The 25401-nt window shown below is 71.4% G+C and carries 25 protein-coding genes; 11 read left to right on the top strand and 14 right to left on the bottom strand.

Annotation, left to right across the window (positions count from 1 at the left end; all coding sequences use genetic code 11):
• From ORG17_RS13505 to ORG17_RS13480, 6 genes are all read left to right on the top strand, one after another.
• On the top strand, nucleotides 1-1275 hold the full coding sequence (locus ORG17_RS13505; protein ID WP_214528105.1) for a D-arabinono-1,4-lactone oxidase: 1275 nt from the start codon (nucleotides 1-3) through the stop codon (nucleotides 1273-1275).
• Between the two features lie 94 nt (nucleotides 1276-1369).
• Nucleotides 1370-2284: a cation-transporting ATPase gene (locus ORG17_RS13500; protein ID WP_214528106.1), complete on the top strand. Its 915-nt coding sequence runs from the start codon at nucleotides 1370-1372 to the stop codon at nucleotides 2282-2284.
• Between the two features lie 204 nt (nucleotides 2285-2488).
• Nucleotides 2489-4156, top strand: coding sequence for an ABC transporter substrate-binding protein (locus ORG17_RS13495; RefSeq protein WP_214528107.1), 1668 nt, complete (start codon nucleotides 2489-2491; stop codon nucleotides 4154-4156).
• Complete coding sequence (locus ORG17_RS13490; protein ID WP_214528108.1) at nucleotides 4153-5907, top strand: dipeptide ABC transporter ATP-binding protein; 1755 nt, start codon at nucleotides 4153-4155, stop codon at nucleotides 5905-5907. Before ORG17_RS13495 ends, ORG17_RS13490 begins: the two co-directional genes overlap by 4 nt.
• Nucleotides 5904-6839, top strand: a complete 936-nt coding sequence (locus ORG17_RS18405) for an ABC transporter permease (RefSeq protein WP_214528109.1) — start codon at nucleotides 5904-5906, stop codon at nucleotides 6837-6839. The genes ORG17_RS13490 and ORG17_RS18405 overlap by 4 nt, the downstream gene beginning before the upstream one ends.
• Nucleotides 6836-7840 (top strand): ABC transporter permease, encoded by a 1005-nt coding sequence (locus ORG17_RS13480; RefSeq protein ID WP_027466175.1) that lies wholly within the window; start codon nucleotides 6836-6838, stop codon nucleotides 7838-7840. Before ORG17_RS18405 ends, ORG17_RS13480 begins: the two co-directional genes overlap by 4 nt.
• Before the next feature lie 364 nt (nucleotides 7841-8204).
• Here the strand turns inward: ORG17_RS13480 and ORG17_RS13475 are convergent, their stop codons facing one another.
• The 7 genes from ORG17_RS13475 to ORG17_RS13445 all read right to left on the bottom strand — a co-directional run bounded on the left by ORG17_RS13475 (nucleotide 8205) and on the right by ORG17_RS13445 (nucleotide 13408).
• On the bottom strand, nucleotides 8205-8672 hold the full coding sequence (locus ORG17_RS13475; RefSeq protein WP_214527708.1) for a DUF2087 domain-containing protein: 468 nt from the start codon (nucleotides 8670-8672) through the stop codon (nucleotides 8205-8207).
• Nucleotides 8672-9991 carry a GNAT family N-acetyltransferase gene (locus ORG17_RS13470; protein WP_214527709.1) on the bottom strand — a complete coding sequence of 440 codons (1320 nt, stop codon included), beginning with the start codon at nucleotides 9989-9991 and terminating at the stop codon, nucleotides 8672-8674. The genes ORG17_RS13475 and ORG17_RS13470 overlap by 1 nt, the downstream gene beginning before the upstream one ends.
• A 136-nt stretch (nucleotides 9992-10127) precedes the next feature.
• Nucleotides 10128-10559 carry a hypothetical protein gene (locus ORG17_RS13465; RefSeq protein WP_111029933.1) on the bottom strand — a complete coding sequence of 144 codons (432 nt, stop codon included), beginning with the start codon at nucleotides 10557-10559 and terminating at the stop codon, nucleotides 10128-10130.
• On the bottom strand, nucleotides 10525-11340 hold the full coding sequence (locus tag ORG17_RS13460; RefSeq protein WP_250892533.1) for a signal peptidase I: 816 nt from the start codon (nucleotides 11338-11340) through the stop codon (nucleotides 10525-10527). Before ORG17_RS13460 ends, ORG17_RS13465 begins: the two co-directional genes overlap by 35 nt.
• Nucleotides 11337-12233 carry a hypothetical protein gene (locus ORG17_RS13455; protein ID WP_214527711.1) on the bottom strand — a complete coding sequence of 299 codons (897 nt, stop codon included), beginning with the start codon at nucleotides 12231-12233 and terminating at the stop codon, nucleotides 11337-11339. Before ORG17_RS13455 ends, ORG17_RS13460 begins: the two co-directional genes overlap by 4 nt.
• A complete protein-coding gene (locus tag ORG17_RS13450) occupies nucleotides 12230-12808 on the bottom strand; it encodes a TasA family protein (protein ID WP_214527712.1) in 579 nt (192 codons plus the stop codon). The genes ORG17_RS13455 and ORG17_RS13450 overlap by 4 nt, the downstream gene beginning before the upstream one ends.
• Before the next feature lie 45 nt (nucleotides 12809-12853).
• Nucleotides 12854-13408 (bottom strand): alternate-type signal peptide domain-containing protein, encoded by a 555-nt coding sequence (locus ORG17_RS13445; protein WP_027466180.1) that lies wholly within the window; start codon nucleotides 13406-13408, stop codon nucleotides 12854-12856.
• Nucleotides 13409-13801: 393 nt separating this feature from the next.
• Between ORG17_RS13445 and pnuC the strand changes: the two genes are divergently transcribed.
• The 4 genes from pnuC to ORG17_RS13425 all read left to right on the top strand — a co-directional run bounded on the left by pnuC (nucleotide 13802) and on the right by ORG17_RS13425 (nucleotide 16014).
• The gene (gene pnuC / locus ORG17_RS13440; protein ID WP_214527713.1) at nucleotides 13802-14467 is read left to right on the top strand and encodes a nicotinamide riboside transporter PnuC; all 666 of its coding nucleotides are present in this window, start codon (nucleotides 13802-13804) and stop codon (nucleotides 14465-14467) included.
• 90 nt (nucleotides 14468-14557) lie between these two features.
• Nucleotides 14558-15190, top strand: a complete 633-nt coding sequence (locus ORG17_RS13435) for a hypothetical protein (RefSeq protein ID WP_071404264.1) — start codon at nucleotides 14558-14560, stop codon at nucleotides 15188-15190.
• An 84-nt stretch (nucleotides 15191-15274) separates the two neighbouring features.
• Nucleotides 15275-15709, top strand: a complete 435-nt coding sequence (locus tag ORG17_RS13430; RefSeq protein ID WP_214527714.1) for a chemotaxis protein CheY — start codon at nucleotides 15275-15277, stop codon at nucleotides 15707-15709.
• Nucleotides 15706-16014: a winged helix-turn-helix domain-containing protein gene (locus tag ORG17_RS13425; protein ID WP_214524699.1), complete on the top strand. Its 309-nt coding sequence runs from the start codon at nucleotides 15706-15708 to the stop codon at nucleotides 16012-16014. Before ORG17_RS13430 ends, ORG17_RS13425 begins: the two co-directional genes overlap by 4 nt.
• A gap of 35 nt (nucleotides 16015-16049) precedes the next feature.
• Here ORG17_RS13425 and ORG17_RS13420 read toward each other — a convergent pair whose 3' ends face one another.
• The 6 genes from ORG17_RS13420 to ORG17_RS13395 all read right to left on the bottom strand — a co-directional run bounded on the left by ORG17_RS13420 (nucleotide 16050) and on the right by ORG17_RS13395 (nucleotide 23380).
• Entirely contained in the window at nucleotides 16050-17270 is a 1221-nt protein-coding gene (locus ORG17_RS13420; RefSeq protein ID WP_214527715.1) for an ABC transporter permease, read from the bottom strand.
• Nucleotides 17267-18202 carry an ABC transporter ATP-binding protein gene (locus ORG17_RS13415; protein WP_071247805.1) on the bottom strand — a complete coding sequence of 312 codons (936 nt, stop codon included), beginning with the start codon at nucleotides 18200-18202 and terminating at the stop codon, nucleotides 17267-17269. The genes ORG17_RS13420 and ORG17_RS13415 overlap by 4 nt, the downstream gene beginning before the upstream one ends.
• Nucleotides 18203-18447: 245 nt before the next feature.
• Nucleotides 18448-20106, bottom strand: coding sequence for a glycoside hydrolase family 13 protein (locus ORG17_RS13410; RefSeq protein ID WP_214527716.1), 1659 nt, complete (start codon nucleotides 20104-20106; stop codon nucleotides 18448-18450).
• A 92-nt stretch (nucleotides 20107-20198) separates the two neighbouring features.
• Nucleotides 20199-21113: a carbohydrate ABC transporter permease gene (locus tag ORG17_RS13405; RefSeq protein WP_027466185.1), complete on the bottom strand. Its 915-nt coding sequence runs from the start codon at nucleotides 21111-21113 to the stop codon at nucleotides 20199-20201.
• The gene (locus tag ORG17_RS13400) at nucleotides 21113-22069 is read right to left on the bottom strand and encodes a carbohydrate ABC transporter permease (protein WP_111057796.1); all 957 of its coding nucleotides are present in this window, start codon (nucleotides 22067-22069) and stop codon (nucleotides 21113-21115) included. Before ORG17_RS13400 ends, ORG17_RS13405 begins: the two co-directional genes overlap by 1 nt.
• Nucleotides 22070-22081: 12 nt before the next feature.
• Nucleotides 22082-23380 carry an extracellular solute-binding protein gene (locus ORG17_RS13395; RefSeq protein ID WP_214527717.1) on the bottom strand — a complete coding sequence of 433 codons (1299 nt, stop codon included), beginning with the start codon at nucleotides 23378-23380 and terminating at the stop codon, nucleotides 22082-22084.
• Nucleotides 23381-23512: 132 nt separating this feature from the next.
• Here ORG17_RS13395 and ORG17_RS13390 point away from each other — a divergent pair, with 132 nt between their 5' ends.
• Nucleotides 23513-24742 (top strand): ROK family protein, encoded by a 1230-nt coding sequence (locus ORG17_RS13390; RefSeq protein ID WP_214527718.1) that lies wholly within the window; start codon nucleotides 23513-23515, stop codon nucleotides 24740-24742.
• Here ORG17_RS13390 and ORG17_RS13385 read toward each other — a convergent pair.
• Nucleotides 24654-25346, bottom strand: coding sequence for an NUDIX hydrolase (locus tag ORG17_RS13385; protein WP_301565307.1), 693 nt, complete (start codon nucleotides 25344-25346; stop codon nucleotides 24654-24656). The genes ORG17_RS13390 and ORG17_RS13385 overlap by 89 nt on opposite strands.
• Nucleotides 25347-25401: the final 55 nt, after the last annotated feature.

Raw genomic sequence — 25401 nt, 5'->3', positions numbered from 1 at the left:
ATGGACGACGTGATCGCGGCCGAGCGCACCCGCACCAACTGGGCGGGCAACGTCACCTACCGCGCCTCGGCGCTGGCCCGGCCGACGTCGGTGGCCGAGCTCCAGCAGCTCGTCGCCTCGACGCCGCGCCTGACGGCGCTCGGCTCGCGACACTCGTTCAACACCATCGCCGACACCGATGCCGTCCAGGTCGCGTTGTCGGACCTGCCGCCCGTGCTCGACATCGACACGTCGCGTCGCGTCGTGCGGGTCGCCGCCGGCATGACGCACAGCCAGGTCGCGGCCGGTCTGGAGGCCTGTGGCTGGGCACTCGGGAACCTCGCGTCCCTGCCGCACATCTCCACGGCCGGGGCCGTCGCCACGGGCACGCACGGCTCCGGTGTGCGGAACCCGTCGCTCGCGCAGGCGGTGGTCGGCCTCGACGTCGTCCGCGCCTCCGGTGCTCTCGCGCACGTCGACGCCTCGTCGCCCGACGGGCTGCTCGACGCCCACCGGGTGGGGATCGGCGCGCTCGGCGTCGTCACCGCGGTGGAGCTCGCGATCGAGCCGACGTTCCAGGTCGCCACGACGGTGCACCTCGACCTGCCGTGGGACGCCGTCGCCGCGCAGTTCGACCAGGTGATGTCCGACGCGTACTCGGTGTCGATGTTCACGTCGTTCGACGACCGCGGTGCCCGGCAGGTCTGGGTCAAGCACCGCGTCGACGAGGTCGCACCGACCGTTGACCTCGTCGCCCTGGGAGCCCGAGCGGCTTCGGGTCCGGTGCACCCGGGCGAGAACGACCCCGCCGGGGTCACCGAGCAGGGCGGCGTGCCGGGGCCCTGGTCCGAGCGGCTGCCGCACTTCCGGTCCTCGTTCACCCCGTCGACCGGGGCCGAGATCCAGGCGGAGTACCTGATCCCCGCAGCCTCGGCGGTGTCGGCGCTCGAGGCGCTCCGACCGCTGGCGTCGCTGTTCGCCCCGATCCTCATCGCCGCCGAGGTCCGCACCATCGCGGCCGACACCGCCTGGCTCGCGCCGTCGTCCGGTCGGCAGTCGGTGGGCCTGCACTTCACGTTCCGTCGTGACGCCGCCGCCGTGGCCGCGACGGTTGCCCGGATCGAGGACGTGCTCGAGCCCTTCGACCCGCGGCCGCACTGGGGCAAGGTCTCCGCCGCGAGTGCCGAGCGGCTGCACGAGGCGTACCCGCGGCTGTCCGACTTCGCCGCACTCGCCCGGGACCTCGACCCCACGGGGCGGTTCCGGAACGCGTTCCTCGCGCGCATCCTGTCCTGAGCCGCGCCGGTTCCCAGGGGATCGGGATGCGTTGCGCGGGTGTCGCACCGGAGCAGCGCCGGGCCTTCACATGTGAGGACGCAAAGGTCGGGGCATGGCGAACCTCAACCGCATCCTCGGCATGGCCTCCAAGGCCATCGACAAGCAGCTCCAGAAGCGTGGGCAGGGGGGAACCGCGCCCGGCGCCGGATCGCAGCAGGGCGGGACCGACTGGCGCGGCATCGTGCGCAGCGCTGCGGACAAGCTGACCGGCGACGACCGGAACCAGCAGCAGCCGCCGCAGCAGTACGGCCAGCAGCCGCAGCAGTACGGCCAGCCGCAGCCGGCGCAGTACGGCCAGCCGCAGCAGCACGCCGGCACGCCGCAGCACGGGGCCGACGCCGACAAGGTCGCCCTGGCGAAGTACGACTACCTGCTCCGCACCTCGTCGCCGGAGCAGCTCGAACAGGTCCACCACGACGCCTTCGCGCGGCTCACCCCCGCGCAGCGCCAGCAGGTCCGCGACCGCCTGAACTCCGAGCTCCCGCCCCACGAGCACCTGCGCGACGACTCGGCGGGCGGCATGGCCCGTGCGATGACCCGCGGCGAGATGTCCCGTCCGGGTCTGGTCCGACGGGTCCTCGGTGGTTCCGGCCGTAACGGCAACGGCAACGGCAACGGCAACGGCAACGGCAACGGCCGTGGCCGCGCCGGGGCCTTCGCCGGCGGTGCAGCGGTCGGCGCCGGCGCGATGGCGTTCGGTGGCCTCGCCGCGGCGGTGGCCGGGGGAGCCGTGCTGAGTGCCGCCGCAGGGCCGGTCCTGGCAGGGGCCGCCGACCTCGGCGTGGACTTCGAGGGCATCGCCTCGGGCATGGGCGACCTCGGGCTCGGTGACCTCGGCGGTGGCGTCGAGGGGCTCTTCGGTCAGGGCGAGCAGCTCCTCGGCGGGTTCGGCGAGCAGGCATCGGGCCTCGGCGAGCAGGCGTCGAACCTCGGCAACGACTTCCTCGGTGGGCTCTTCGACCGCTGACGCACCGCTGTGCGAACGCATCGGGAATAGCGGGACGGCGTCCGGCGCTTGCAATGTTTCGTCGTGCGTCGTCCGACGCACGCGAGATTCGGACGGGCCACCGTCGCGGTGTCAGGATGGACGCCGCCCGGCGGGTGAACCGTTCCGCCGTCGCAGCGACCGCCACCGCGATCGCGACCCCCTTCCCCGAGGAGCAGCACCGTCATGAGACGCCCCAACCGCCTGACGATCACCGCGGCCGTCGCCGCAGCAGCAGCCCTGGTCCTGACCGGCTGCTCGGGTGGGGGTTCGTCCGACGACGGCGCCGAGGGCACGGCGAAGGGCGGCACGCTCAACATCCTGACGCCGCAGACCTCGTTCCACCTCGACCCCGCGACAAGCCAGAGCCTCGGCATCACGTCGATGGGCCTCGTCGCCCGACGGCTCACCACGTGGGACGTCGAGCCGGGCAAGACGGCGAAGGTCGTCCCCGACCTGGCGACCAACACCGGGGTCTCGAGCGACGACGGCAAGACCTGGACCTACACGCTGAAGGACGGCGTCGAGTTCCAGGACGGCACGCCGATCACCACGAAGGACATCAAGTGGGGCATCGAGCGCTCGTTCGCGCCGACGCTGAGCGGTGGCCTGAGCTACCACAAGTCGCTCCTGGTGGGCGGTGCCGACTACAAGGGCCCCTTCGACGGCAAGTCGCTCGACAGCATCGAGACCCCGAACGACAAGACCATCGTCTTCAAGCTGAACGACGCGTACGGCGACTGGCCGTGGCTCGCGTCGATGCCGGCCTTCACGCCGGTGCCCGAGGGTGACGGCAAGGACACCGGCGCCTACGACCTGAAGCCGGTCGCGTCCGGCCCGTACCAGGTGCAGTCGAACACGCAGGGCTCGCAGGTCACGCTCGTCCGCAACAAGAACTGGAGCGCGAAGACCGACGAGGTCCGCACCGCCGGCCCGTCGAAGATCGTCTTCAAGGAGAGCCAGGACCAGTCCACGGCGACGCAGACGCTGATCGCGGACAACGGCGACGCCAAGAACTCGTTCGGCGCCATCTACCTGGGTGCCGCCGAGCTCAACCAGGTGCGCAGCAACCCGGCCGCCCAGGACCGCCTGGCCACGTCGAAGGCCGGCCCGATCAGCTACATGGCGATCAACACCCAGCGCGGCGAGCTCAAGGACCTCAAGGTCCGCCAGGCGCTGCAGTACGCGGTCGACCGCAAGTCCTTCCGGATCGCCGCCGGCGGCGCGATCGCCGGTTCGTACGCCTCGACGCTCATCACCCCGGGCATCGCCGGGCGCCAGGACTACGACCTGTACGAGACGAAGGCCACCGGCGACGTCGACAAGGCGAAGCAGCTGCTCAAGGAGGCCGGCGTCAGCAACCTGAAGCTGACCCTCGTGACGCAGAACGACCCGACCTACCTCGCCCAGGCCCAGGCGCTGCAGTCCGGCCTGAAGCGTGCCGGCATCGCCGTGACGCTCAAGCCGCTCGACTACGACTCCTTCACGCAGGCGACCACCAACGGCACCGACTTCGACCTGTCGCTGTCGAGCTGGCAGCCGGACTTCCCGAGCGCGAACGCCAACCTGCAGCCCCTCTACGACTCGTCGCAGATCGGTGGCGGTGGCTACAACGTCTCGAAGTACAGCAACCCCGAGGCGGACGCCCTCATCGCGAAGGCGAGCTCCACGGTCGACCAGGACGACGCGCAGAAGCTCTGGGCCCAGGCGGACAAGAAGATCATGGCCGACGCTCCGGTCGTGCCGCTGATCTACGCGAAGCAGTCCTTCCTCGCCGGTTCGAACGTGCAGAACTTCCAGATCGCGGACTTCCCGGCGTACCCGAACTACCTCAAGGTCTCGCTCAAGCAGTGACCGAACCGATCCTGCAGGTCGAGGGGCTCCGCGTCGCGTTCGGCGACGCGGAGCCCGTCGTCCGTGACGTCTCCTTCGACCTGACGCCCGGCCGGGTCCTCGCCCTGGTGGGGGAGTCCGGCTCGGGCAAGTCCGTCAGCGCCATGAGCGTGCTCGGGCTCCTGCCGCCGCAGGTCTCGGTGTCGGGCAGCGCCCGGTTCCGTGGCGAGGAACTCATCGGTGCCCCCGTCGAGACGGTCCGCGCCGTCCGGGGTGCGGGCATCGGCGTGGTGTTCCAGGAGCCGATGAACTCGTTCACGCCGGTCCTCTCGATCGGCACGCAGATCGCCGAGGCCGTCCGGGCCCACCCGACCGGGCTCGACCGCGCCGGGGTCCGGGCACGTGTCGACGAACTGCTCCGGGACGCCGGGCTCACCGACCCGGAGCGCATCCGGAAGGCCTACCCGCACGAACTGTCCGGCGGCCAGCTCCAGCGCGCGATGATCGCGATGGCCCTGGCCGGCGACCCGGTCGCACTCTTCGCCGACGAGCCCACGACCGCGCTCGACGTCACCGTGCAGGCCGGCATCCTCGACCTGCTGCGGCGGCTCGGCCGCGAGCGTTCCCTCGCCGTGCTGCTCATCACCCACGACATGGGCGTGGTCGCGGACGTCGCGGACGACCTGCTGGTGCTGCGCCGCGGCGACCCGGTCGAGCACGGCACCGTCGCCGAGGTCTTCGCCCACCCGACCGCCGACTACACGCGCGAGCTCCTCGCGGCCGTCCCCAGCCTGGAGGCCGCGTCCGCAACGCCGGCTGCGGACCCGGACGCCCGGGTCGGCGAGCCCGGCTCACGCGCCCACCGACAGCTCACGGCTCCGGGCGCGCGTGAGGTGTCGCCCAGCGCGAAGACCGCTGCGGTGCGCGACGAGGCGGACGCGAGTCGCGCCTCCCGGCCGCCCGTGGCGCGCCTGCGCGACGTCGCCGTGCGGTACTCGCGCCGAGGCGGACCGACCGTGTCCGGCATCGACCTCGACCTGCACGCCGGCGAGACCGTCGGCCTGGTGGGCGAATCCGGTTCCGGCAAGTCCACGATCGGGCGCGCGCTCGCGGGCCTGGTGCCCGTCGTCGCCGGCTCGGTCGAGGTGGACGGCAGCGACCTGCGCACCGCTCGCGGACGACGACTGCGCGAGCTGCGCAGCCGGGTCGGCATCGTGTTCCAGGACCCGGCGTCGTCGCTCAACCCGCGACAGACCATCGGCTGGAGCATCGCGGAACCGCTGCTCGTGCACGGCACCGACTCCGCCGCCGAGCGAGCCGAACGGGTCCGTGAACTCCTGACCGCCGTGCAGCTCGACCCGACGTGGGCCGAGCGGTTCCCGCACCAGCTGTCCGGCGGCCAGCGGCAGCGCGTCGCCGTCGCGCGTGCGCTCGCACTGCGCCCGGCACTCGTCATCGCCGACGAACCGACCTCGGCACTCGACGTGACGGTGCAGGCCGCCGTGCTCGACCTGCTCGCCGGGCTGCAGCGGGAGTTCGGCTTCGGCATGTTGCTCATCAGCCACGACCTCGCCGTCGTCCGCCAGCTCGCCGACCAGGTGATCGTGCTGCGTGACGGCCGGGTCGTCGAGCGGGGGAGCACCGACGCCGTGCTCGACGACCCGCACCAGGACTACACGCGCATGCTCCTCGCCGCAGCGCCCGTCGCCGATCCCGTGCGACAGGCCGCTCGCCGCGAGGCGTGGCGCGCGTGGGAAGGAGTGGCCTCGTGACGGCCAACGTCGTCGACCGACCGGTCGCACCGTCCAGCCGCACGACCGGCTTCCGGGCCGTGGTGCGACGTGTCCGGCAGGACCGCTGGGCGGTGGCCTCTGCCGTCGTCATCGCGGTGTTCCTGGTGGTCGCGGTGGCGGCCCCGCTCATCGCGAAGCTGTCCGGGCAGGACCCGTACTCGTACGACATCGATGCCCTCAACTCGTTCGGTGCGCCCCGGGGTGCCGGCGGCGGCATCAGCGGCGACCACTGGTTCGGTGTCGAGCCCCTGACCGGGCGTGACCTGTTCTCGATCGTCACGTACGGTGCGCGGACCTCGCTCGGCATCGGACTCGCCGCGACCCTGGTGTCGATCGTCATCGGCGTCCTCGTCGGCGTCACGACCGGGTTCTTCGGTGGCTGGTACGACCGGGTGCTCTCGCGGGTCGTCGACGTGATATTCGGGTTCCCGTCGCTCGTGTTCATGATCGCCCTGACCGCGATCGTGCCGTCGACGTTCCCGAAGCCCGTGCTCGTCGTGCTCGTCATCGGGTTCTTCGGCTGGCCGGCCGTGGCCCGTGTCGTGCGGGGGCAGACGCTGTCGCTCGTCAGCCGCAACTACGTCGTCGCCTCCACGGCGATGGGCGCCGGGCGCTGGCACGTCATCCGCACGCAGCTGCTGCCGAACCTCGCCGCGACGATCACCGTCTACGCCACCATCTCGATCCCGTCGATGATCGGTGCCGAGGCCGCGCTCTCGTTCCTGGCCGTCGGCGTCAACCCACCGACGCCGTCGTGGGGTCGCAGCATCGGCGACGCCATCGGCTGGGTGCAGACCGATCCCATGTACCTCGTGTTCCCCGGAGCCGCACTGTTCCTCATCACCCTCGCCTTCAACGTGCTCGGTGACGCCCTGCGCGACGCCCTCGACCCACGAGGGGGCACCGCGTGAACGCCGCCACCCTGCGGTTCCTCGCGATCCGCGTGCTCGGGGCCGCCGTCGTGCTGCTCGTCGTCGCGGCCATCACGTACGCGCTCTTCATGCTCCTGCCGACCAATCCGGCCCGGGCGATCTGCGACAAGCCCTGCACGCCCGACCGGCTGCGAGAGGTCCAGGCGTTCCTCGGTACCGACAAGCCCTGGCTCGCACAGTTCGGCGCCTACCTGGCCGGCATCTTCACCGGCCGGACCTTCGGCAGCGGCAACAGCGTCATCGAGTGCGCGGCGCCGTGCTTCGGGTACTCGTTCCAGCTGCACGAGAGCGTCACCGAGCTGATCCTGGCGCGCCTGCCCGTCACGGCCTCGATCGCCGTGGGCGCCGCCGTGCTGTGGCTCGTCGCCGGGGTGTTCGGCGGCACCGTCTCGGCACTGCGCCGCGGCACCTTCGTCGACCGGGCCGTGATGACGGTCGCGGTCGCCGGTGTCTCGTCCCCGGCGTACCTGGTCGGGCTGCTCGGCATCCTGCTGTTCGGGTTCGTGCTCGGGATCCTGCCGACGAGCGGGTACGTGGCCTTCGGCGACGACCCGGTCGGCTGGTTCACCCACCTGATCCTGCCGTGGTGCGTGCTGGCCTTCATCAGCGCTGCGATCTACGCCCGGTTGACCCGTGGTGAGATGCTCGAGTCGATGTCGCAGGACTTCGTCCGGACCGCCCGTGCCAAGGGGCTGCGGGAGCGCCAGGTCGTCGTGCGGCACGGGCTCCGGACGGCGATCCTGCCCGTGGTGACGCTGTTCGGGCTCGACCTCGGGTCGCTGCTCGGTGGCGCGGTCATCACCGAGAAGGTGTTCTCGATGCAGGGCCTCGGCGCGCTGCTCATCGACGCGGTGCACACGCTCGACCTGCAGGTGGTCGTCGGCTTCACGCTGTTCTCGGCGCTGCTGATCGTCACGGCGAACGTGATCGTCGACGTGGTATACGCGTTCGTCGACCCGCGGGTGCGGCGCCGGGCGTAGGGCGCGGCCACTCGTGCGAGGTGCCGAGCCTCGCACCGTGCGAGGTCCGGTGCCCCGCCGCTGTTGTGGTGCGAGGTTCCGTACTCCGTGCGAGCGCGTCCGCCTGCCACGGAATCGGGAACCTCGCACCAGAGCGCTCGCCCCTTGCACCGTGCGAGGTTGTTCACCTCGCGGGTGCGGCGCCGGGCGTAGGGGCGCTGCACGGTGCGAGGTGCCGAGCCTCGCACCGTGCGAGGTCCGGCGCCCCCGCCGCTGTTGTGGTGCGAGGTTCCGTACTCCGTGCGAGCGCGTCCGCCTGCCACGGAATCGGGAACCTCGCACCAGAGCGCTCGCACCTCGCACGAGGCGGAACGGGCCAGCAGCTTCAGGCCGGGCGGTCGACCCTCAACCGGTAGACCGAACCGTCGTCGGTGCGCGTCAGGACGCCGAGGTCCACGGCATCCCGGCGCACGAGAGAGACATCGGTCGCGAACATGCCGACGGCCGCGTTCAGGACGGCCTCCGGCACGGCTCGGTCCGGTCCGAGTCGCTCGAACACGAGCTCGACGATCCGGACGGACAGCGCATGCCGTTCGACGTCCTTCACCGGCATCCGCTCGATCCGGTCGAACTCGAGCACCGCGGCCGGCGACTGCAGTCGCTGGAGTTCGCGTGACGTCCGGCCGAGCACCGACGCGTCGGGACCCTCGTCGGTGAGCCAGTCGAACGAGTCGATCGCAGCCCGGGTGCGGTCATCGACGGGACTCCCACCGAGCGCGGCCGCACGCAGGGCAGGTGACGCCAGGACGGAGACGACCTGACGCGCGCGCCCCACCACGCGGCCGACGTCCATCAGAAGTACGTGATGCCGTGCGGCGTCCGCGGCGGCAGCAGCATCGCGCGGAGCAGCTCCACCGACGCCGGGTCCGCAGCGCGGACGAGCCCCGCGGCGGCCAACGTGACGGGGGAGACCGAGCCGATCAGCAGCGCACCGAGCTCCGCGACGTCGAGCTGGACGTCAGACCCGGCCACGTCGACGTCGTCGGCGATGCGCGTGACGGTGCCACGGGCCTCCTGGACGTCGAGGCGGTACGTGCCGGTGGTGAAGCCGAGCGCGTCGGTGACCCCGAGTGTCAGCGACCCGTCGACGGCGAACGGCCGCGAGGCCAGCACCGCGGGCACGTCGAGCACGCGCAGCCAGACGTGGTCCTCTTCGTGGTCGACGTCGTACGCACGGTTGTCGCCGAGCGCCGCGACGATGGGGTCGTCGAGGCGGGAGCGGGTGTACTTCACGACGTCGTTGAGGTCGACCGAGAGCAGGAACTCCCACAGGGCGGTGTAGGCCTGGTCGTCCGCGTACACCAGGTCGACGATCTCGAGTGCGGTGTCGGAACCGCGGTCCTCCTTGACGCGCCAGGTGACGTACCCGTCGATCTCGTCGGAGCCGTCGAGACGGTGCACCGCCGCACGGACGTCCTTCGCCTTCTGCCCGTCGTGGCCGAGCAGGCCGAACACGATCGGCCAGGTGCCGGTGTTGCGGACCATCGAGCCGGGGGTGCGGACGTGGAACCGGTCGAAGACCGCCTTGCCCGGGCCGTCGGCGAGCCACTGCGGCGTCACGACCGACACCGTGCCGGAGGTCGGGGCGAGCAGGGGGAGCGCCCGCTCGCGGCGGACGTGCACGGCACGCTCGCGGATGGCGCAGCCGAAGCCGAAGCGGCGGTAGATGGTGCCCTCGGACGCGGTCAGCGACGCGACGGCGTAGCCCTCGGCGACCCCGCGCTCGAGCGCGTGCGTCATCATCCGGCGCAGGATGCCGCGGCGACGCTCGGTCGGGCGGACGGTGACCGCGGAGATCGCCTGGGTGTCGACGGAGGACCCGTCGCCCCAGCTCAGCGCCTTGCGGAACCACGTGAAGGTGCCGGCCGGCCACGTCTCGTCGACGGACCCCGGGAACGGCTCGCGCACGTAGACCCCGAGGAACGTCTCTTCGTCGGCGATGAAGTGCGACGCCATGCGGGCCGCGCCCTCGGCGTCGGGGTCGGCTTCGTGGAAGCCCATCCCGACGGCCTGCATCCACGCTGCCGTCTCGGCGTTCGGTGCCCCCTTGTCGTCCGTCCCGGGCGCGAACTCGCGCAGCTCGTAGCGGTCGTCGAATGCCTCGTTGCTCACGTTCCGACACTATCGGGACCGGGTGACGTCGCGACAGGCGCGTGGTCGGTCCGGTCAGCCTGGAGGCCCGGATCGCGTCCGGCGGACGGGCTGCGGTGTGGGGTCGGCCGGTTCAGGGCCCGTGCCCGGTGCCGCGTCAGTCGGTCGCGCCCCGCGGGGGATCGACGAGCAGCCCGACGCGGTCGTCCAGGTAGTCGGCGAGGGGGACTGCGGCGCCGGCGGTCGGAGACCACCGGACCGACGGCACGTCGTCGATGACGACGAGCACGCCCTCGGCGCCGACCAGGGAGTCGTCGACGGGGATCGGGACGGCGCCGTGGTTCACCGTGTCACCGGCGCCGAAGTGCCCCTTCGCGGCGGCGGCTCGGTAGGCGCGACGGACCTCGGCGGAGACCGACTGGTACTGCGACCGACCGGGTTCGGTGACGCGGGTGATCGACCCGGTGGCCCAGACACGGCCTGCGGTCTCGGGGGACGACCCGATCAGGAGTGCTCCGACCCGCCACACCCGGCCGAGGGGCCGCATCGTCGGGTCACGACGGATCCCGAGGACGGCCTTCGGCTGCACGTACTCGCCGAGTGCTTCGTCCGGGACGCCCGCGGCGCGGAGCCGTCGGGCCGCCGCGTCGAGGAGCTCCCGCGCCCGCTGCACTCCGTCCGTCACGTCCACCGAGCCTAGACCGGGTGGTGGTCGTCGTCTCGGTCCTGTTCTCGCTGGTGGTCCGCTCGACGTGGTGCGCTGCGCTGCGTCGTCCGCGGCTGGTGCCGACGCGGCTCGTGCGGGCGCGGCTGGTGCGGGCGCGGCGACGACGTGCGGCGCTCACGAAGCCCGCGCTCATCATGACCGCTCCGTACGTCAGGAGCACGCCGGCGACCGTGGGGATGAGCCAGCTCCGCGACCCGTTGACGACCTGGTTGACGATGCCGATCTCCGGCACGGAGTACCAGACCACGCCACGGATCTGCACGGCGGTGACCGGTGCCGGGTCGGCCTCGGCGTTGTTGTCGCCCTTGAGCACGAAGGTCCGCTCGCCGTCCGACGACGACGACACCGAGACCACGCGGTGGCTGACGACCGCGGGCTGGCCGGACACGATCTGGTAGGTGACGACGTCGCCGACCCGGATGTCGTCGATCGGGGTCGGACGGACCACGAGCAGCGTCCCCGGCGGCAGGGTCGGCTCCATCGACTGCGTCAGGACGGTGAGCGGCATCGAGCCAGTGGCCTTCGGCACGACGATCAGCACGACCGCCAGGGCGGCGACGAGCAGCAGGAGCCCGGTGCTGAGACCGAGCACGACGGCGTGGACGACGGCGCGCCAGCCGGTACGCGGGGTGGGGGTGCTCATGCGCCGCATCGGATCGCCGCCCCGTTGTCCTGCGTGAAGAGCGTGACCTTGCCGGTACCCGCGACGGTCGACGTGGGGTTGCCGGCGCTGTCGAGCACCTTGACGGTGACGGTCAGCGTGCCCGCGGTGCCGGCGCTCGCGGGGACGTCCGGCGGCGCGATCGTGATGAACGCGGAGTAGTCCTGCGCCTTCTGCCCGACCGGCGTCGAGCCGACGAAGGCCCCGTACCAGGTGTCCACCGGGCGGTTCGCGGCGTCCCACCGGATCTCGACGTACCAACCGCCGTGGTCGGTGCAGACCAGCGAGGGGGTGGTGTCGACGACCGCTGCCGGGGTGGTCAGGGTGAAGCCGCCCGCCACGACGCCCGAGGTCCAGGTGCCGCTCGTGACGGTGAGGTTGACGTTCACCTTGGCGGTCGAGCCGGCCGGGGCCGACGACTGCAGGGTGCTGCGGGTGCACCAGACGGCGGAGGTGCCGGCGGCGAGCTTCGCGCTCATGCTCGGCAGCGAGGCCCAGGTGCCGGTGACGGACCCGGTGCCCACGGCCGTGCTCGTGGTGCAGCCTGCGGTCGAGGCGACCGGCCAGGCGATGACGGTGACGGCCTTGGCGAGCGCGGTCGAGCTGCCGGACACGACGGAGACCGTGGTGGTGGCGGTGCCGGCGAGGGTGCCCGAGTCGGTCAGGGTGATCGGCTTCGTCGTCGAGGTGACGCTCGACGAGAACGCCGTGGTGAGGGCGCTCGTGCCGCTGATCGACGCCGCGACCGTGCCGACCGTGGTGCTCGCCGCGGTGGTGCCCGCCGCGCTCCACAGTGCCCACGCGGCGCTCGAGGTACCGCCGACGAACAGGACGGTGAGGAGCACGGCGACGAGGAGCCGGAGGCGGCGGTTCATGCGGAGACCTGCGTTCCGGTGACGGTGAGGGTGAAGTCGGTGGTGGCGCCGGCGACGGTCTGCGGGGCGTCGGCGTCGAGGGCCATCTCGAGGCACGCGGTGCCGCTGACCCCGGCCGGCAGGGTGAACGACCCGGTACCGGTGTCGAAGGTGGCGAGCCGCCCGCTCGTGCCGGTGAGCCCGGGCACGCACTTCGCGGTCGAGGACACCATCACGAGGTGGAGCGTCAGCTCACCGGTCGCCGCCGCGACGGACGACTTCGAGGCCGTCGTCGTGACGCGCATCGACAGCGGGACCGACCCGGTGTTCCGCACCGTGAAGGTGCCGGTGGCGCTCGTGCCCGGCCCGAGGACCGCGGTGTTCATCGCCGTGGTGCTGCTGACGCTGACGGTCGCCGTGGCGGAGCGCACCGTGGTGGCCGCCGTGCTGGCGGTCCCGTTCCAGAGCGCGTACGTGCCGCCGGTGCCGAGGAGTGCTGTTCCGACCGCGACGACCAGGGCGAGCGCGACCGGCCACACCCAGCGGTGCCGTCGGGCCGCGCGGTGGCGTCCCGTCGTCCGCGGTGTGGCGGTCATGTGCCTGCTCCTGGTCGTCGTGGTCGGTGGGGTGCGATCGGTGGATCAGGAACCGATCGCGGTCTGGGTGAGCGTGAAGGCCAGCGCGCTGAGGTTGATCGAGCCGCCCTGACCGGTGGTCGCCGACGAGGGGAGCGTCACCGTGAAGACGACCTTGACGGTCGACGTGGACGAGGACGGCGAGACGACGAAGGTGTTCGTGTTCGACGAGGACTGCACCACCGAGGCGCTCGTCGAGGTGACGGCCAGCGTCTTCGTCGTGGCGGCGAGCAGCGCGGCGTCACCGGTGATGCTCTGGTTGGCGTAGGTCAGGTTCGCCTTGAGGTCCTGGCCGGTCGCGCCGATGTTCAGCGTCTGGGTGAACTGGAACGTGTTGCCCGGGACCATCAGGGCCTTCGTCGGGTCGATCGCGGTGGAACGACCGTTCGTGATGTCGCTCCAGGCACCGTCGTTGTTGGCGCTCAGCGTCAGGGTGCCGGCGCTCACGGCGGACGCGGCGCTCGAGGCGCTGGCGTTCCAGAGCGCGAACGTGCCCGCGCCGCCGAGGAGGAGTGCGACGCCTGCTGCGCCGGCGATGGCACCGGTGACGATCTTGTGCATGGGGTGGATCCGTTCCTGCGTGCTCGGGGCACGCTGAAGCCCACCGGGGACATTCGGGCGTCGTGTCCGGTGGGGAGGTTGTCATCGACCCAGTGGTTGGAGGGGGTCGCGGCTGACCGGTGCCGAGAGCGGTCGCCGGGCCTCGGAGCGCATGTGCTGCTGCTCGGGCGGGCTGGACTCGCTCTGGTGTCGACGTTACCTGTCCCCCAAAGTGCCGATAAGCGAGAACGAGCGTTCACCCGGACCCCAGAACGGGGGTCATTTTTGTCCCCGCTAGGGAGGACATGATTTGTACCCCGATTTCTGGGTGTGCGCTTCGCGTGGGCGGAGCGATCACAGAAGGAATGCCGGTACGCACGGCGTCGTTGCACCGTCCGGAAACGAGGAGGGCCCATGGACATCGTGCGCTGGTTGTTCGACGCGCAGATCGTCATCGGCGACCAGACGGTGCTCTGGCGCGAGGTGATCGGCAACGTCTTCGGGCTGCTCAGCGCCCTCGGGGGCATGCGCCGGAAGGTCTGGGCCTGGCCGGTCGGACTGGTCGGCAACGCCCTGCTCTTCACCGTCTTCATGGGCGCGCTCTTCGACACCCCGAACCCCGTCAACCTGCTCGGGCAGGCCGGCCGTCAGGTCATGTTCATCATCGTGAGCATCTACGGCTGGTACCGGTGGACGCACCGCCCCGAGGACGCGACGACCGTGATCGACCCGCGCTGGGCCTCCTGGCGGACCCGTCTGCTGCTCGTCGTCGGCCTGGTCGGCGGCACCGCCCTGCTGACCCCCGTCTTCCGCGCGCTCGGGTCCTACGAGCCGGTGTGGAGCGACGCGTGGATCTTCGTCGGATCGCTGCTGGCCACCTACGGCATGGCGAAGGGGTGGGTCGAGTTCTGGCTCATCTGGGTGGCGGTCGACCTGGTCGGCGTTCCGCTGCTGTTCTCCGCCAGGTACTACGCCTCCGGGTTGATGTACGTCTTCTACGGCGTCTTCACCCTGACCGGGTTCTTCGTGTGGATGCGCCAGCGGGTGCGGCCTCCGGCGGCGCCCGTCACCGTCGGCTGACCGCCGTGGTCCCGGCGCGCTGACGCGGCCGGGAGCACGGCCCCCGCTCTGGGACGAGACAAACGGCCCGGAATGCGCTGCAATGGTCGGATGGAACCCCTGCACGGCGAACGCGTCGAGGACGACGAGTCCCTCGCAGAGCGCACGGTGCGCGCGGCCATCCGCGCCTACCGGCTGCACCCGTTCGACACCGTGGACGCGGCGGTCGTCGCCGAGGTGGCCGGCATCCCGCTCGAGACCGTCGAGCGGCTGTTCCCGACCTGGCACGCCCTGCTCCTGGTCACCTACGACCGGTGGGCGCAGCTGCGGGGGACCCGGCGGAAGAACCCGCCCACGTGCACGATCGAGCACGTCCGTCTGACCCTGGCCGAGGACGTCGCTGACCCCGGGCTCGTCCGGGTGCTCGCGGGGCTGATCACCGTGGCCAGCTCGGAGTCCGGGTTCGCCGAACTGTTCCGCAAGCGGTTCGAAGAGTACGCCGAGCAGCTGACCGTCGGGCTGCAGCGCGACTTCGACAAGGGCTCGGAAGAGGCCGGCATCCCCGCGTACCAGGCTGCGACACAGCTGCTCTCGGTCTACGAGGGGCTGCAGATCCAGATGCTGGTCCGCCCGCACATCGACGTCCTGGTCGAGTTCGACCGCGCGGCGAACACCCTGCGCCAGGGATGGAAGCGGCATGCCGTCCCCTCGTGGGACCTCGACGAGGCGCCCGTCCGCGTCTGAGTGCAGTGGCGATTCATCCGGTTTGGAAAGTACTTGCCAAACCGGAAAGTCCTTGCAACACTGGTGTCAACGAGAGGGGACACCATGGACAACACCACCGCACGACCCGGACCCGCGGAGGCGGCCCGACTGCTCGACCAGGCGGACCGGATCGGCCGACGAGCGCACGACGCCGTCCGCTGGCCGTACGTCACGTTCATCACCGCGCTCGGCGTCGCGACGTCGCTCGGCACGCTCGGCATGGGGCTCACGACCGGGGACGCGTTCGCCGCCGTCTACGTCGGTACCCTCGTCGCCCTGTTCGCCCTGGTGGTGTTCTTCATGGTGAGCATCCGCGGCCGCTCGGCCTTCGCCCGGAGCCGCCGCTGGACCGTCTACATCGTCAGCTGGGCGGTCACCTACCTGGCGGCGATCGCCGTGGTCGGGTGGGTGCACGGCTCGGTGCTCTGGTCGGGCATCACCTCGGGGCTCGTGCTGCTGGTCGCCCTGGTGTGCGCGGCACGCGAGGCCCGCTCGTGAGCACCACCGACCGGGTGCATCCCCGGCACGAGCTCGACGACCTGCTGCAGCACCCGGTGCGCTTCTCGGTGATCGCTGCCCTGACCCGCGCCGGCACCCTGGGGTTCCGCGAGGTGCGCGACGCGGTCGAGGTCAGCGACTCGGTGCTGAGCAAACAGGTCTCCGCGCTCGAGGCGGCCGGCTACGTGTCGGTGGGGAAGGGCTTCGTGGGCAAGACGCCCCGGACGTCGATCACCCTGACCGCGACGGGTCGGGCCGTCTGGGCCGCCCACCTGGACGCGCTCCGCCGCATCGCCGCCGGCTGATCAGCGGGATCAGCCCCGCCGGCTGATCAGCGGGATCAGCCCCGACGCCCCCGCCGCCACGACAGCATCTGCCGCACCGTCACCTTCGACCCGTACTGCGCGACCGAGTGCCGGAACAGGTACTCCGCGAACCACAGCAGCAGCCCGGCGACGACGAACACCTCGACGATGCAGACCACCGACTCCGTCACGGTCAGGGCCCCGACGGCGTTCCGCACCATCGCGGTGATCGGCGTGAAGGTCGGGAAGTACGTGAAGAACTGCGCGACTGGCGACGTCGGCGTCGTCATCACGAAGAACGCCGCGTACAGGGGGATGATCAGCGCGAAGATCGCCGCCGACTGCAGGGCCGAGGCGTCCTTGATCGACGGCACGGCGGCCCCGACGGCGACGAACAGCCCGGACGCCAGCAGCACCCCGCCGACGAGCAGCAGCGCCCCGGTCACCATCCGCCACGGGTCGACCGTCAGCCCGCCGAGCTGCGACGACACCAACGGCAGGGCGACGAGCAGCCCGACCAGGCCGGGCACGACGAACACGCTGACCTGCACGAAGCCGACGAGCAGCATCGCGATGACCTTGCCGCGGATCAGGTCGCCCGCGGTCACCGTGGTCAGGATCATCTCGGAGATCCGGTTCTCCTTCTCCTCGACCACGACGGTGACCATCCGGGCGGCGAGCAGGATGACGAGCCCGAAGAACGCGGCGACGAACAGGAACGGCGGCACGACGGACAACCAGCCCGGCGCGACCCGGCCGTCGGCGTAGGTGGTGACGTCGGTGGCGGGTGGACTGCGGAGCAGCTCCACGGTCTCGGGGTCGTCGACCGAGGCGGCGACGCTCTGCTCGAGCACCCGCTCGGCCAGCGACGAGTACACGCCGTTGGCGAAGAGCCCCCGGTCGGCGGCGTCGACCCGGATGGCCGTCGTGGACGGCGACGACGGGAACGCGATGAAGGCGTCGAGGTCACCGGAGCGGACGGCGGCGCGGTCGGCTGTGGCATCGGTGGACGGCGTCCCACCCCACTTCGCCGCCACGGACTCCGACACCAGGCCGGACTCGTCGACGTAGTGGAACGGGGTCTTCGTGGCGGACGACCCGGACACCACGGAGTTCGTGCCGGCGGCCTGCCCGATGCCGACGAGCAGCGACACGACCACGATGACGACCGGCAGCGCGAGCGTGCCGATCCAGAACGCGGGCTTCTTCACCGCGCGGACGAACTCGAACCGGACGACCGTGCCGAGGTTGCTCATGCCGCTGCCCCGTCCGACGACGCAGCGGCGAGGGCGTCGTGCCCGTAGACCTGCACGAAGATCTCGTCGAGCGGGATCCGGCGCATCTCGAACGCGGTGACGTGCACCCCGGCCGCGACCAGTTCTGCCAGGACGTCCGCACCGTCCGGAGCGGCGGCCTGGGTCGGGACCAGGTAGGCGACGTGCCCCTCGTGGCGGGCGAGCCGGTACAGCGACGACTTCGGTACGGGGCCGTCGAGCCCCACGCGGGCGACGGCGCCACCGAAGGCGTCCTGCACGTCGGGCACGGACCCGTACGCGGCGGCCCGCCCGTCCTTGAGGAGCAGGATGCGGTCGCAGAGCCGCTCGACCTCGTCCATGTGGTGCGTCACGAGGACCACGGTCGCGCCGTCGGCCTTCCGTTCGTCGACCAGGTCGAGCAGGAGCCGCCGGTTCACCGGGTCGAGTCCCTTGGTCGGCTCGTCGAGGATGAGCAGCCGCGGCCGGTCCATGATCGTGATGCCGAGCTGCACCTTCTGCTGCTGCCCGCCGGACAGCTTGTCGACGCGCAGCTTCGCGCGGTCGGCGAGCCCCACCCGGGCCAGGTAGTCCATGCTCCACGCGGTCGCCTCGGCTCCGCGGAGCCCGCGCAGGCGCCCGAAGTAGGTCATCACGTCGATGACGGACTCCTTGCGGTACAGCCCGCGCTCCTCGGGCAGGTAGCCGATGCCGCCGGTGGCCGGTCGGTAGGGGCGGCCGTCGATCGTCAGCGTGCCCGCCGTCGGGGTGGTGATGCCGAGCAGGGCCCGGATCGTCGTGGTCTTGCCGGAGCCGTTGCTGCCGAGCAGCCCGAACGTCTCACCGGGGGCGACGTCGAACGACAGCCCGTCGACCACGTTGCGGTCGCCGAACCGCATCACGAAGTCCTGCACGCTGATGCTCGCCCCGCTCATGCGGTGACCTTACCGGGACTTCCTTCCCAGAACGGCCGCGATGGGATGCGGGAACGGGCGTACCTGGTCAGAACTTCCGACCCGGTACGCCCGGTTCCGGCAGGTACGCCGGTTTCCGCCGGGTAGGCCGGGCAGACGCGGGCAGACGCGGGCAGACGCGGGGGGCGACGGACTGGAGGCGCGGTGCCAGCTGGCACCGCGCCTCCAGTCCGTCATCCGGTCGCGCCCAGGGCGCGAGCGTCGCGTCAGGAACGCAACCAGGCCGTCCCCACGCCCGACAGGGCGCCGTCGACCACGGGGGCCGAGGCGAGCAGCAGCTCGCCGGCCGGCAGCGCGAAGGGCTCGTCGCCGAAGACCGTTACGCTGGTCCACCCGTTCGGCCGACGGAACGCGAGCACGTCGTCGCGGCCGGTCTCGATCCACTCGAGCTGTTCCTCGGACTGCAGCTGGCCTCGCAGGCCGAGCGCCTTCCGGTACAGGTTCAGGGTGGAGTCGGGGTCGGCGTCCTCGGCCTCGACGCTGGAGTCCGCGAACCACGCCGGCTGCGGCAGGTGCGAACCGTCCGGACCGAAGCCGAACGACGAGCCGGTGCGCGTCCACGGGATCGGCACGCGGCAGCCGTCACGACCGACGTCGACGCCCGGGTTGCGGAAGAACGCCGGGTCCTGGCGGTCGGCGTCCGGGATGTCACCGACCTCGTGCAGGCCGAGCTCCTCGCCCTGGTACAGGTAGGCCGAGCCGGGCAGGGCGAGCTCGAGCAGCGTGGCGGCCTGTGCGCGGCGCAGGCCGAGCGACCGGTCGAGCGCGTCCTGCGAGCCGCCGGCGAGCAGCCACGCGCTGCCCTGCTTGTCGGTGCCACCGGCGCGGGGCGGCAGGGCGTAGCGGGTGGCGTGCCGGACGACGTCGTGGTTCGAGAACACCCACGTGGTCGACGAGCCGGACTGCTCGGCGAGCCCGAGGTTGAACTCGATGATCGTGCGGAACTGTCCGGCGTCGAAGTCGGCCTCGAGCAGGTCGAAGTTGAACGCCTGACCGAGTCCCTCGGCGCTGGCGTAGCGGGCACGGCGGTGGGCGGGGACCCAGGCCTCGGCGACCGCGGTGCGCGCCGGCGTGTACTCGTTGAAGACCGTCCGCCACTCGGCGTAGATCTCGTGCACGTCGTCGCGGTCCCAGAGCGGGTGCGTGCCGTCCTTCGGCATCTCGGCGAGCTCGGCCCAGGTGGGCAGGGTCTCGCCCAGGTCCTTCGCCAGGCCGTGGGCCACGTCGATGCGGAACCCGTCGACGCCGCGGTCGGACCAGAAGCGCAGGGTGTGCAGGAAGTCGTCGCGGACCTCGCGGTTCGCCCAGTTCAGGTCGGGCTGCTCCTTCGCGAAGCTGTGCAGGTACCACTGGCCGTCGCCGACGGCGGTCCAGGCCGGCCCGCCGAAGATCGAGATCCAGTCGGCGGGGGCGTCCTCGCCGGACGGTCCGCTGCCGTCGCGGAACACGTAGCGGTCGCGGGCGGGGGAGCCCTTGGGTGCTGCGAGGGCCTCGCGGAACCAGTCGTGTCGGTCGCTCGTGTGGTTCGGGACGACGTCGACGATCACCCGGATGCCGGCGGCGTGCAGTGCCTCGACCATCCGGTCGAAGTCGTCGAGGGTGCCGAGGCGCGGGTCGACGTCGCGGTAGTCGTCGACGTCGTAGCCGCCGTCGGCCAGGGCGGACGGGTAGAAGGGGCTGAGCCAGACGGCCTCGATGCCGAGCGAGGCCAGGTACGGCACCCGCTCGGTGATGCCGGGCAGGTCGCCGATGCCGTCGCCGTTCGCGTCGGCGAACGAGCGGGGGTAGATCTGGTAGACGCTGGCCTGGCGCCACCAGGTCTCGTCGTGCGAGGTCGTGGCGGGCTGGGCGAGGGTGTCGGTCACGTCGGGCCTTTCGTGGGTCGAGGGGTTCGAGGGGTGTGTGTCGGTCGGGTCCGCACCGGCGATCGCGGTCGGCCCCGCACCGGCGGTGTCGGTCACTTGATGGCGCCCTGGGTCACGCCGGCCATCACCCACCGCTGGGTGACGAGGTAGACGATGATCGCGGGGGCCATCGCCATCAGGTACGAGGCGAACGACACGTTGTAGTTGTTGCTGAACTGGGTCTGGAACATCTGCTGCAGCACCGGCAGGGTCTGCAGCGCCGGGTCGGAGGTGATCAGCGACGGCATCACGAAGTCGTTCCAGGACGCGAGGAACGCGAAGATGCCGACGGTGGCGCTCATCGGTGCCAGCAGCGGGAACACGAGTCGCCAGAACACCTGCCCCGTGCTCGCACCGTCGATGCGTGCACTCTCCTCCAGCTCCGCCGGGATCGACCGCAGGAAGGCCGTGAAGAGCAGCACGCTGAAGGAGAGCTGGAACATGACGTGCAGGATCGCGACGCCGAGCGGGTTGTCCAGGTGCGCGAGCCCGGTGAGCTTCACCTGCGACAGTGCGAGCACCGGGAACGGCAGGAACATCGCCGCGAGCAGGTAGAAGAACGACCAGCGGAACAGTCGCCGGTCCCAGTTCCGGGCGATCGCGTAGGCCGTGAACGAGGCGAGCAGGATCGTGCCGACGACGGTGATCGCGGCGACGAACACCGAGACCGCGAAGGCCCGCGGGAAGTCGGTCAGCTGCCACGCCTGCACGAAGCCGTCGACGCTGAACGGTGCCGGCAGCGAGAACGCGTTGCCGTCGACGGCCTGCCCGGTGGTCTTGAACGCCATCGTCAGGGTGACGTACAGCGGCACGAGCACCGACAGCGCGCAGAGCACGAGGACGACGGTGACGGGCCAGTTCGAACGACCGCGGCCGGCCTTGCCCGAGCCGGAGGAGCGATCGGCGTCGACGGAACGGATGCTGCCGGTCGCGGTGGTCCCCGGTCGCAGGGGTGCTTGCAGGGACATCAGAGCGCTGCCTTCCCGCGGGTCGCCCGCAGCTGGATCACGGCGATGACGACCGCGATGACGAAGAATATCGTGGCGTTCGCCATCTGGTAGGCGTAGTCGCCGCCGTTGAAGCCCTTGAAGATCGACATCGCGACACTGGTGGTCGAGGTGCCGGGGCCGCCGTCGGTCAGGCCGACGATGATGTCGTACGAGTTCAGGAAGTTCTTGAACCCGATGACCAGGTTGATCAGGATGTAGCCCGCGGTCAGCGGTGCGGTGATCGAGACGAGCTGCCGCCAGGCGCTGGCACCGTCGAGGGCGGCTGCCTCGTACACCTCGCCGGGGATCGAGAGGACGCCGGCGATGTAGATGAGGAGCGTCGACGGGATCGCCTGCCAGGCGGTGACGACCACGATCGCCAGCCAGGCCAGGTCGGGGTTCGCCAGGATGCTCTGCTCGAGCGGCCCGAACCCGATCGCGGTGGCGAAGGCCGGCAGGCTGTTCGCGAACAGGAACGAGAACACGTAGGCGATGACGATCCCCGAGATCACCATCGGCAGCACGAACACCGCACGCAGCGCGATCTTGCCGCGGATCTTCGACGTCAGCGCGATGGCGAGCAGGAACGCGATCGCGTTCACGACGATCACGGTGACGAGCGAGAACCCGAGCGTGAACAGGTACGCCTGCAGGATCGCGGGGTCGGAGAACACCGCGATGTAGTTGGTGAGCCCGGTGAAGCGGAACTCGCCGAAGCCGACGGAGTTCGTGAAGCTCAGCACGATGCCCATCACGGCCGGCAGCGTGATGGCGAGCGTGAAGAGCACCAGGGTGGGCAGCAGGAACGCCAGGAAGAGCGGGTCGACGCGGGGCTTGCGTCGTCCGTCCCGTCGTCCGGCCTGGAGGCCCGTGGCGGCTCCGCCACGGCGGCGGCGGTCCGCCGTCGTGATGGATTCGGTGGTCGTGGTTGCCATTCGGACGTCTCCTTACGCGGCCGTGCGGAGCGCGAGACGCGCCCAGTCGGCGTCGAGGGTGCGGAGCTGGCGCTGCGGGTCGCCGCCGAAGGCGATCGACTGCGCGTAGTTCGCGACCGGGATCTCGGCGGGGATGAGCTGCGAGGCGCCGAGGTAGAAGGCTGCGTCGTCGTAGTACGACTGCATGCCGCGGAGGGCGGGGTTCGACGCCGGTGGAGCGTCCTTGCGGACCCCGAAGCCGTTGTTGTCCGCGTTGTACTCGTCGTTGACCCGCTTGGACATCAGGAACGACAGGAACTCGCGGGCGGCCTCCTGCTTGCGGGACGCCTCCGGGATCCAGAGCGCCAGGTCGACGTTCACGCGGACCTTGCGGTCGGCCGGGTCGTCGGTGACGGGCAGCGGGAACGTGCCGAGGTCCATGTCCTTCGTGGTCTTGGCGATCTCGCCGAGGGCCCACGGTCCCTGCAGGTACATGCCCGCCTTGCCCTGGGCGAAGGCGAGGTTGCCGTCGCCGTACCCGCGGCTCGCAGCGCCGTCCTGGTGCCAGGCGCGGAGCTGCACCATGCGCTCCATCGGCTTCCGCAGGTCGCGCTCGAACGAGACGGCGGATCCCTTGCCGACGTTCGTGCCCTCGCGGCGGAGTGCCTCGAAGGTCGCCGGGGTGTCGATCATGCCGCCGATCGAGTAGTCGAACATGCCCTGGGCGATCGTCCAGTTGTCCTTGAACGTGCCGTAGATCGGCGCGATGCCGGCCTTGGTCAGGCGTTCGCACACGTCGGCGAACTCGCTCCACGTCGTCGGGACCTCGAGCCCCTGCTGCGCGAAGAGGGCCTTGTTGTAGATCACCGACGCCGCCGTCACCGAGTACGGCAGAGCGCTCTTCCGGCCGGGGTAGTCGGCGGTCTGCTCCATGAGCGGCCACAGGTCGGGGTTGATGGTGTCGGCCTGCGGCAGGTCGGACAGGTCGGTCAGCGCGCCGTGCTCGACGAACGGCACGACCGAGAAGTTGTAGTTCCAGCAGCCGAGGTCCGGCGGCCGGTTCCGCACGAAGTTCGCGGACATGCTCGAGGTCGAGTCGCGCACGACCCGGACCTTCGACTGGCTCTGGTGGAACTGCGCGATGACGGCGTCGAAGTAGCCGATGACCTCGGGCTTCGACACGTAGAACGTGATGGTCTCCGGCTTGGCGCTCGAGGACCCGATCGGGGCGCATCCGGCGAGCGCGAGGCCCGCTCCGATGCCGCCCGCTCCCAGCAGGAACCCGCGTCGGCTGACCGATGCTGCGCTCCTGGCGGTGGCGTGTGCTTGCACGTCGTCTCCGTCCGTCCGGACCCGGCGTCCCTGCCGTTCCGTCCCGCGAGCGGCTCCGATGCTGCCCGCGGAACTAAATGTAGCGAGAAAATCTAATTCCGCAAGGAACTCGTCGCGCGATAGGGTCACGACATGCCGCCACCCCGTGGAACGAGCGCAGAGACGCTGCTCGCGTACGCCTTCGACTCGTCGGCGTTCACCGCGACCGAGGCGATCGACGCCACCGGCCTGACCCGGTCGACCGTGCTCGGGGCGGCCGAGGAACTCGTGCGGCTCGGCTGGCTCCGCGAGCTCGACGACGCCCGCGCCGCGGGGGAGTACCGGATGGGGCGCCCCGCCCGCCGCTACGAGCTCGACACGGTCGCCGGGGTCGTCGTCGGTGTCGACGCCGGCCAGCACCGGGTCACGGCCTTCGTCGCCGACCTGCGCGGCACGGTGCTCGGTCGTGCCGAGGGGTCGCTGGGTGCATCGGGCCTCGACGTGCCCGTGCGACTCGGGGTCCTCGCCGACACCGTGGCCGCCGCCCTCGCCTCGGCCGACGTCGACCGCACCCGGGTCCTGGTCACCGTCGTGGGCATCCCGGCGCCGGTCGACGCCGCCGGGGCCTCGCCCGACGACGGCGGCTTCTGGGTCCGGATGAACCCGGGGTTCGCCGACGCCGTGCCGGGCGGGCGGGTGCTCGTCGAGAACGACGCGAACCTCGCCGCGCTCGCCGAGCGGCCGTCCTCGGGTGACGCCTCGTTCGCGGCGCTGCTGTCCGGCGAACGCTTCGGCGCAGGCCTCGTCGTCGACGGGGTCCTGCTGCGCGGTGCCCACGGCGGAGCCGGGGAGATGCGGGTGCTCGAACTCGTCGAGGGTGTCGGCTCGTCCGACGGCATCGGCGCCGTCGCCCGCACCTTCGTGGCGGACGCCGTCGCCGACGGGCAGATCCCCGCGGACGCCGCGCTCGCCGCCGACGCCGCCCTGGTGTTCGCGGCCGCGCGGAGCGGTGATCCGGTCGCGCGCACCATCGTCGACCGCCTGGGTGACCGCTTGGCCCGGGTCTGCATCCTGCTCGCGAGTCTGCTCGACATCGACCGCGTCGTGGTCGCCGGCGCGATTGCCCAGCCGGCGGTCGCGGTCATCGACCGTGCGCGCGACCTGCTCGCGAAGGGGCACTTCGACCCGGTGCCGGAACTCGTCGCGTCGTCGCTCGGGGCCGACGTCGTCGTCATCGGGGCCGTGGCCCACGCGGTCGACGCGGTGCGGGCCGACCCGCTGTCGTTCCCGGTGCTCAGTCGGGCAGCGGCACCTCGAGGCTCCGGTCCCACGGTTCCGTCCAGCCGAGTCGGTCGAACAGCGCATCCAGCAGCATCGCGGTGAAGCCCCACACCAGGTGCTCGTCCCCGTCGGCCTCGATCGTGAACGCCGGTCCGCGCCACTCCTGACCACTGCGGCGGATCACGGTCACGCCGCGGTTCGCCGGGTCGAGCAGGTCGGCCACGGGGACCCGGAACACCGCCGCCGACTCGTGCTCGTCGACGACGCGGATCGGTGAGGGGTCGCGCCACCAGCCGATGACGGGCCGGACCAGGTGGTTCGAGAACGCCAGGGGCACGGCCGGCAGTGTGCCGAGCACCTCGACGCCGGCGGGGTCGAGCCCCGTTTCCTCCTGTGCCTCGCGGAGTGCGGCGGCGACGGCGTCCGCGTCACCGGGGTCGATGCGTCCGCCGGGGAACGCGACCTCACCCGCGTGCGCGCGCAGGGTCGTGGCCCGGGCGAGGAGCAGGACGTCGAGGTCGCGCGGGACCCCGGGTGCTGCTGCCGGTCGGTCGCTCGGCGTGTGGTCGAGCGCGCCGAAGAGCATCAGGACCGCGGCCCGACGTGGCGAGGCCGTGCTGCCGGGTTCGACGAGCGGCCCGCCGTCCCCCCAGCCGTCCGCTCCGACCGCCGCGAGTGCAGCCCGTACCGATCCGTCGTGCGTCACCCGTTCACCCTAGGTGTGCGCCACCGAGAGGTCCGGCGTGCCCGTCGCTCCGGAC

Origin of the sequence: Curtobacterium flaccumfaciens pv. betae (assembly GCF_026241855.1) — a bacterium.
Taxonomy (GTDB): Bacteria; Actinomycetota; Actinomycetes; order Actinomycetales; family Microbacteriaceae; genus Curtobacterium; species Curtobacterium flaccumfaciens.
Note: the sequence above shows the minus strand (reverse complement) of the source record. Positions and strands in the feature narration are given on the sequence as shown.

What these genes read in the sequence shown, in the direction of transcription:
- ORG17_RS13390 (WP_214527718.1), top strand. Translation starts at nt 23,513, where the DNA reads ATGCCGCCACCCCGTGGAACGAGCGCAGAGACGCTGCTCGCGTACGCC.
- ORG17_RS13450 (WP_214527712.1), bottom strand. Translation starts at nt 12,808, where the DNA reads ATGACCGCCACACCGCGGACGACGGGACGCCACCGCGCGGCCCGACGG.
- ORG17_RS13455 (WP_214527711.1), bottom strand. Translation starts at nt 12,233, where the DNA reads ATGAACCGCCGCCTCCGGCTCCTCGTCGCCGTGCTCCTCACCGTCCTG.
- ORG17_RS13475 (WP_214527708.1), bottom strand. Translation starts at nt 8,672, where the DNA reads ATGGACGTCGGCCGCGTGGTGGGGCGCGCGCGTCAGGTCGTCTCCGTC.
- pnuC (WP_214527713.1), top strand. Translation starts at nt 13,802, where the DNA reads ATGGACATCGTGCGCTGGTTGTTCGACGCGCAGATCGTCATCGGCGAC.
- ORG17_RS13500 (WP_214528106.1), top strand. Translation starts at nt 1,370, where the DNA reads ATGGCGAACCTCAACCGCATCCTCGGCATGGCCTCCAAGGCCATCGAC.
- ORG17_RS13495 (WP_214528107.1), top strand. Translation starts at nt 2,489, where the DNA reads ATGAGACGCCCCAACCGCCTGACGATCACCGCGGCCGTCGCCGCAGCA.
- ORG17_RS13405 (WP_027466185.1), bottom strand. Translation starts at nt 21,113, where the DNA reads ATGTCCCTGCAAGCACCCCTGCGACCGGGGACCACCGCGACCGGCAGC.
- ORG17_RS13435 (WP_071404264.1), top strand. Translation starts at nt 14,558, where the DNA reads ATGGAACCCCTGCACGGCGAACGCGTCGAGGACGACGAGTCCCTCGCA.
- ORG17_RS13460 (WP_250892533.1), bottom strand. Translation starts at nt 11,340, where the DNA reads ATGAGCACCCCCACCCCGCGTACCGGCTGGCGCGCCGTCGTCCACGCC.
- ORG17_RS13505 (WP_214528105.1), top strand. Translation starts at nt 1, where the DNA reads ATGGACGACGTGATCGCGGCCGAGCGCACCCGCACCAACTGGGCGGGC.
- ORG17_RS13400 (WP_111057796.1), bottom strand. Translation starts at nt 22,069, where the DNA reads ATGGCAACCACGACCACCGAATCCATCACGACGGCGGACCGCCGCCGC.
- ORG17_RS13430 (WP_214527714.1), top strand. Translation starts at nt 15,275, where the DNA reads ATGGACAACACCACCGCACGACCCGGACCCGCGGAGGCGGCCCGACTG.
- ORG17_RS13420 (WP_214527715.1), bottom strand. Translation starts at nt 17,270, where the DNA reads ATGAGCAACCTCGGCACGGTCGTCCGGTTCGAGTTCGTCCGCGCGGTG.
- ORG17_RS13445 (WP_027466180.1), bottom strand. Translation starts at nt 13,408, where the DNA reads ATGCACAAGATCGTCACCGGTGCCATCGCCGGCGCAGCAGGCGTCGCA.
- ORG17_RS13415 (WP_071247805.1), bottom strand. Translation starts at nt 18,202, where the DNA reads ATGAGCGGGGCGAGCATCAGCGTGCAGGACTTCGTGATGCGGTTCGGC.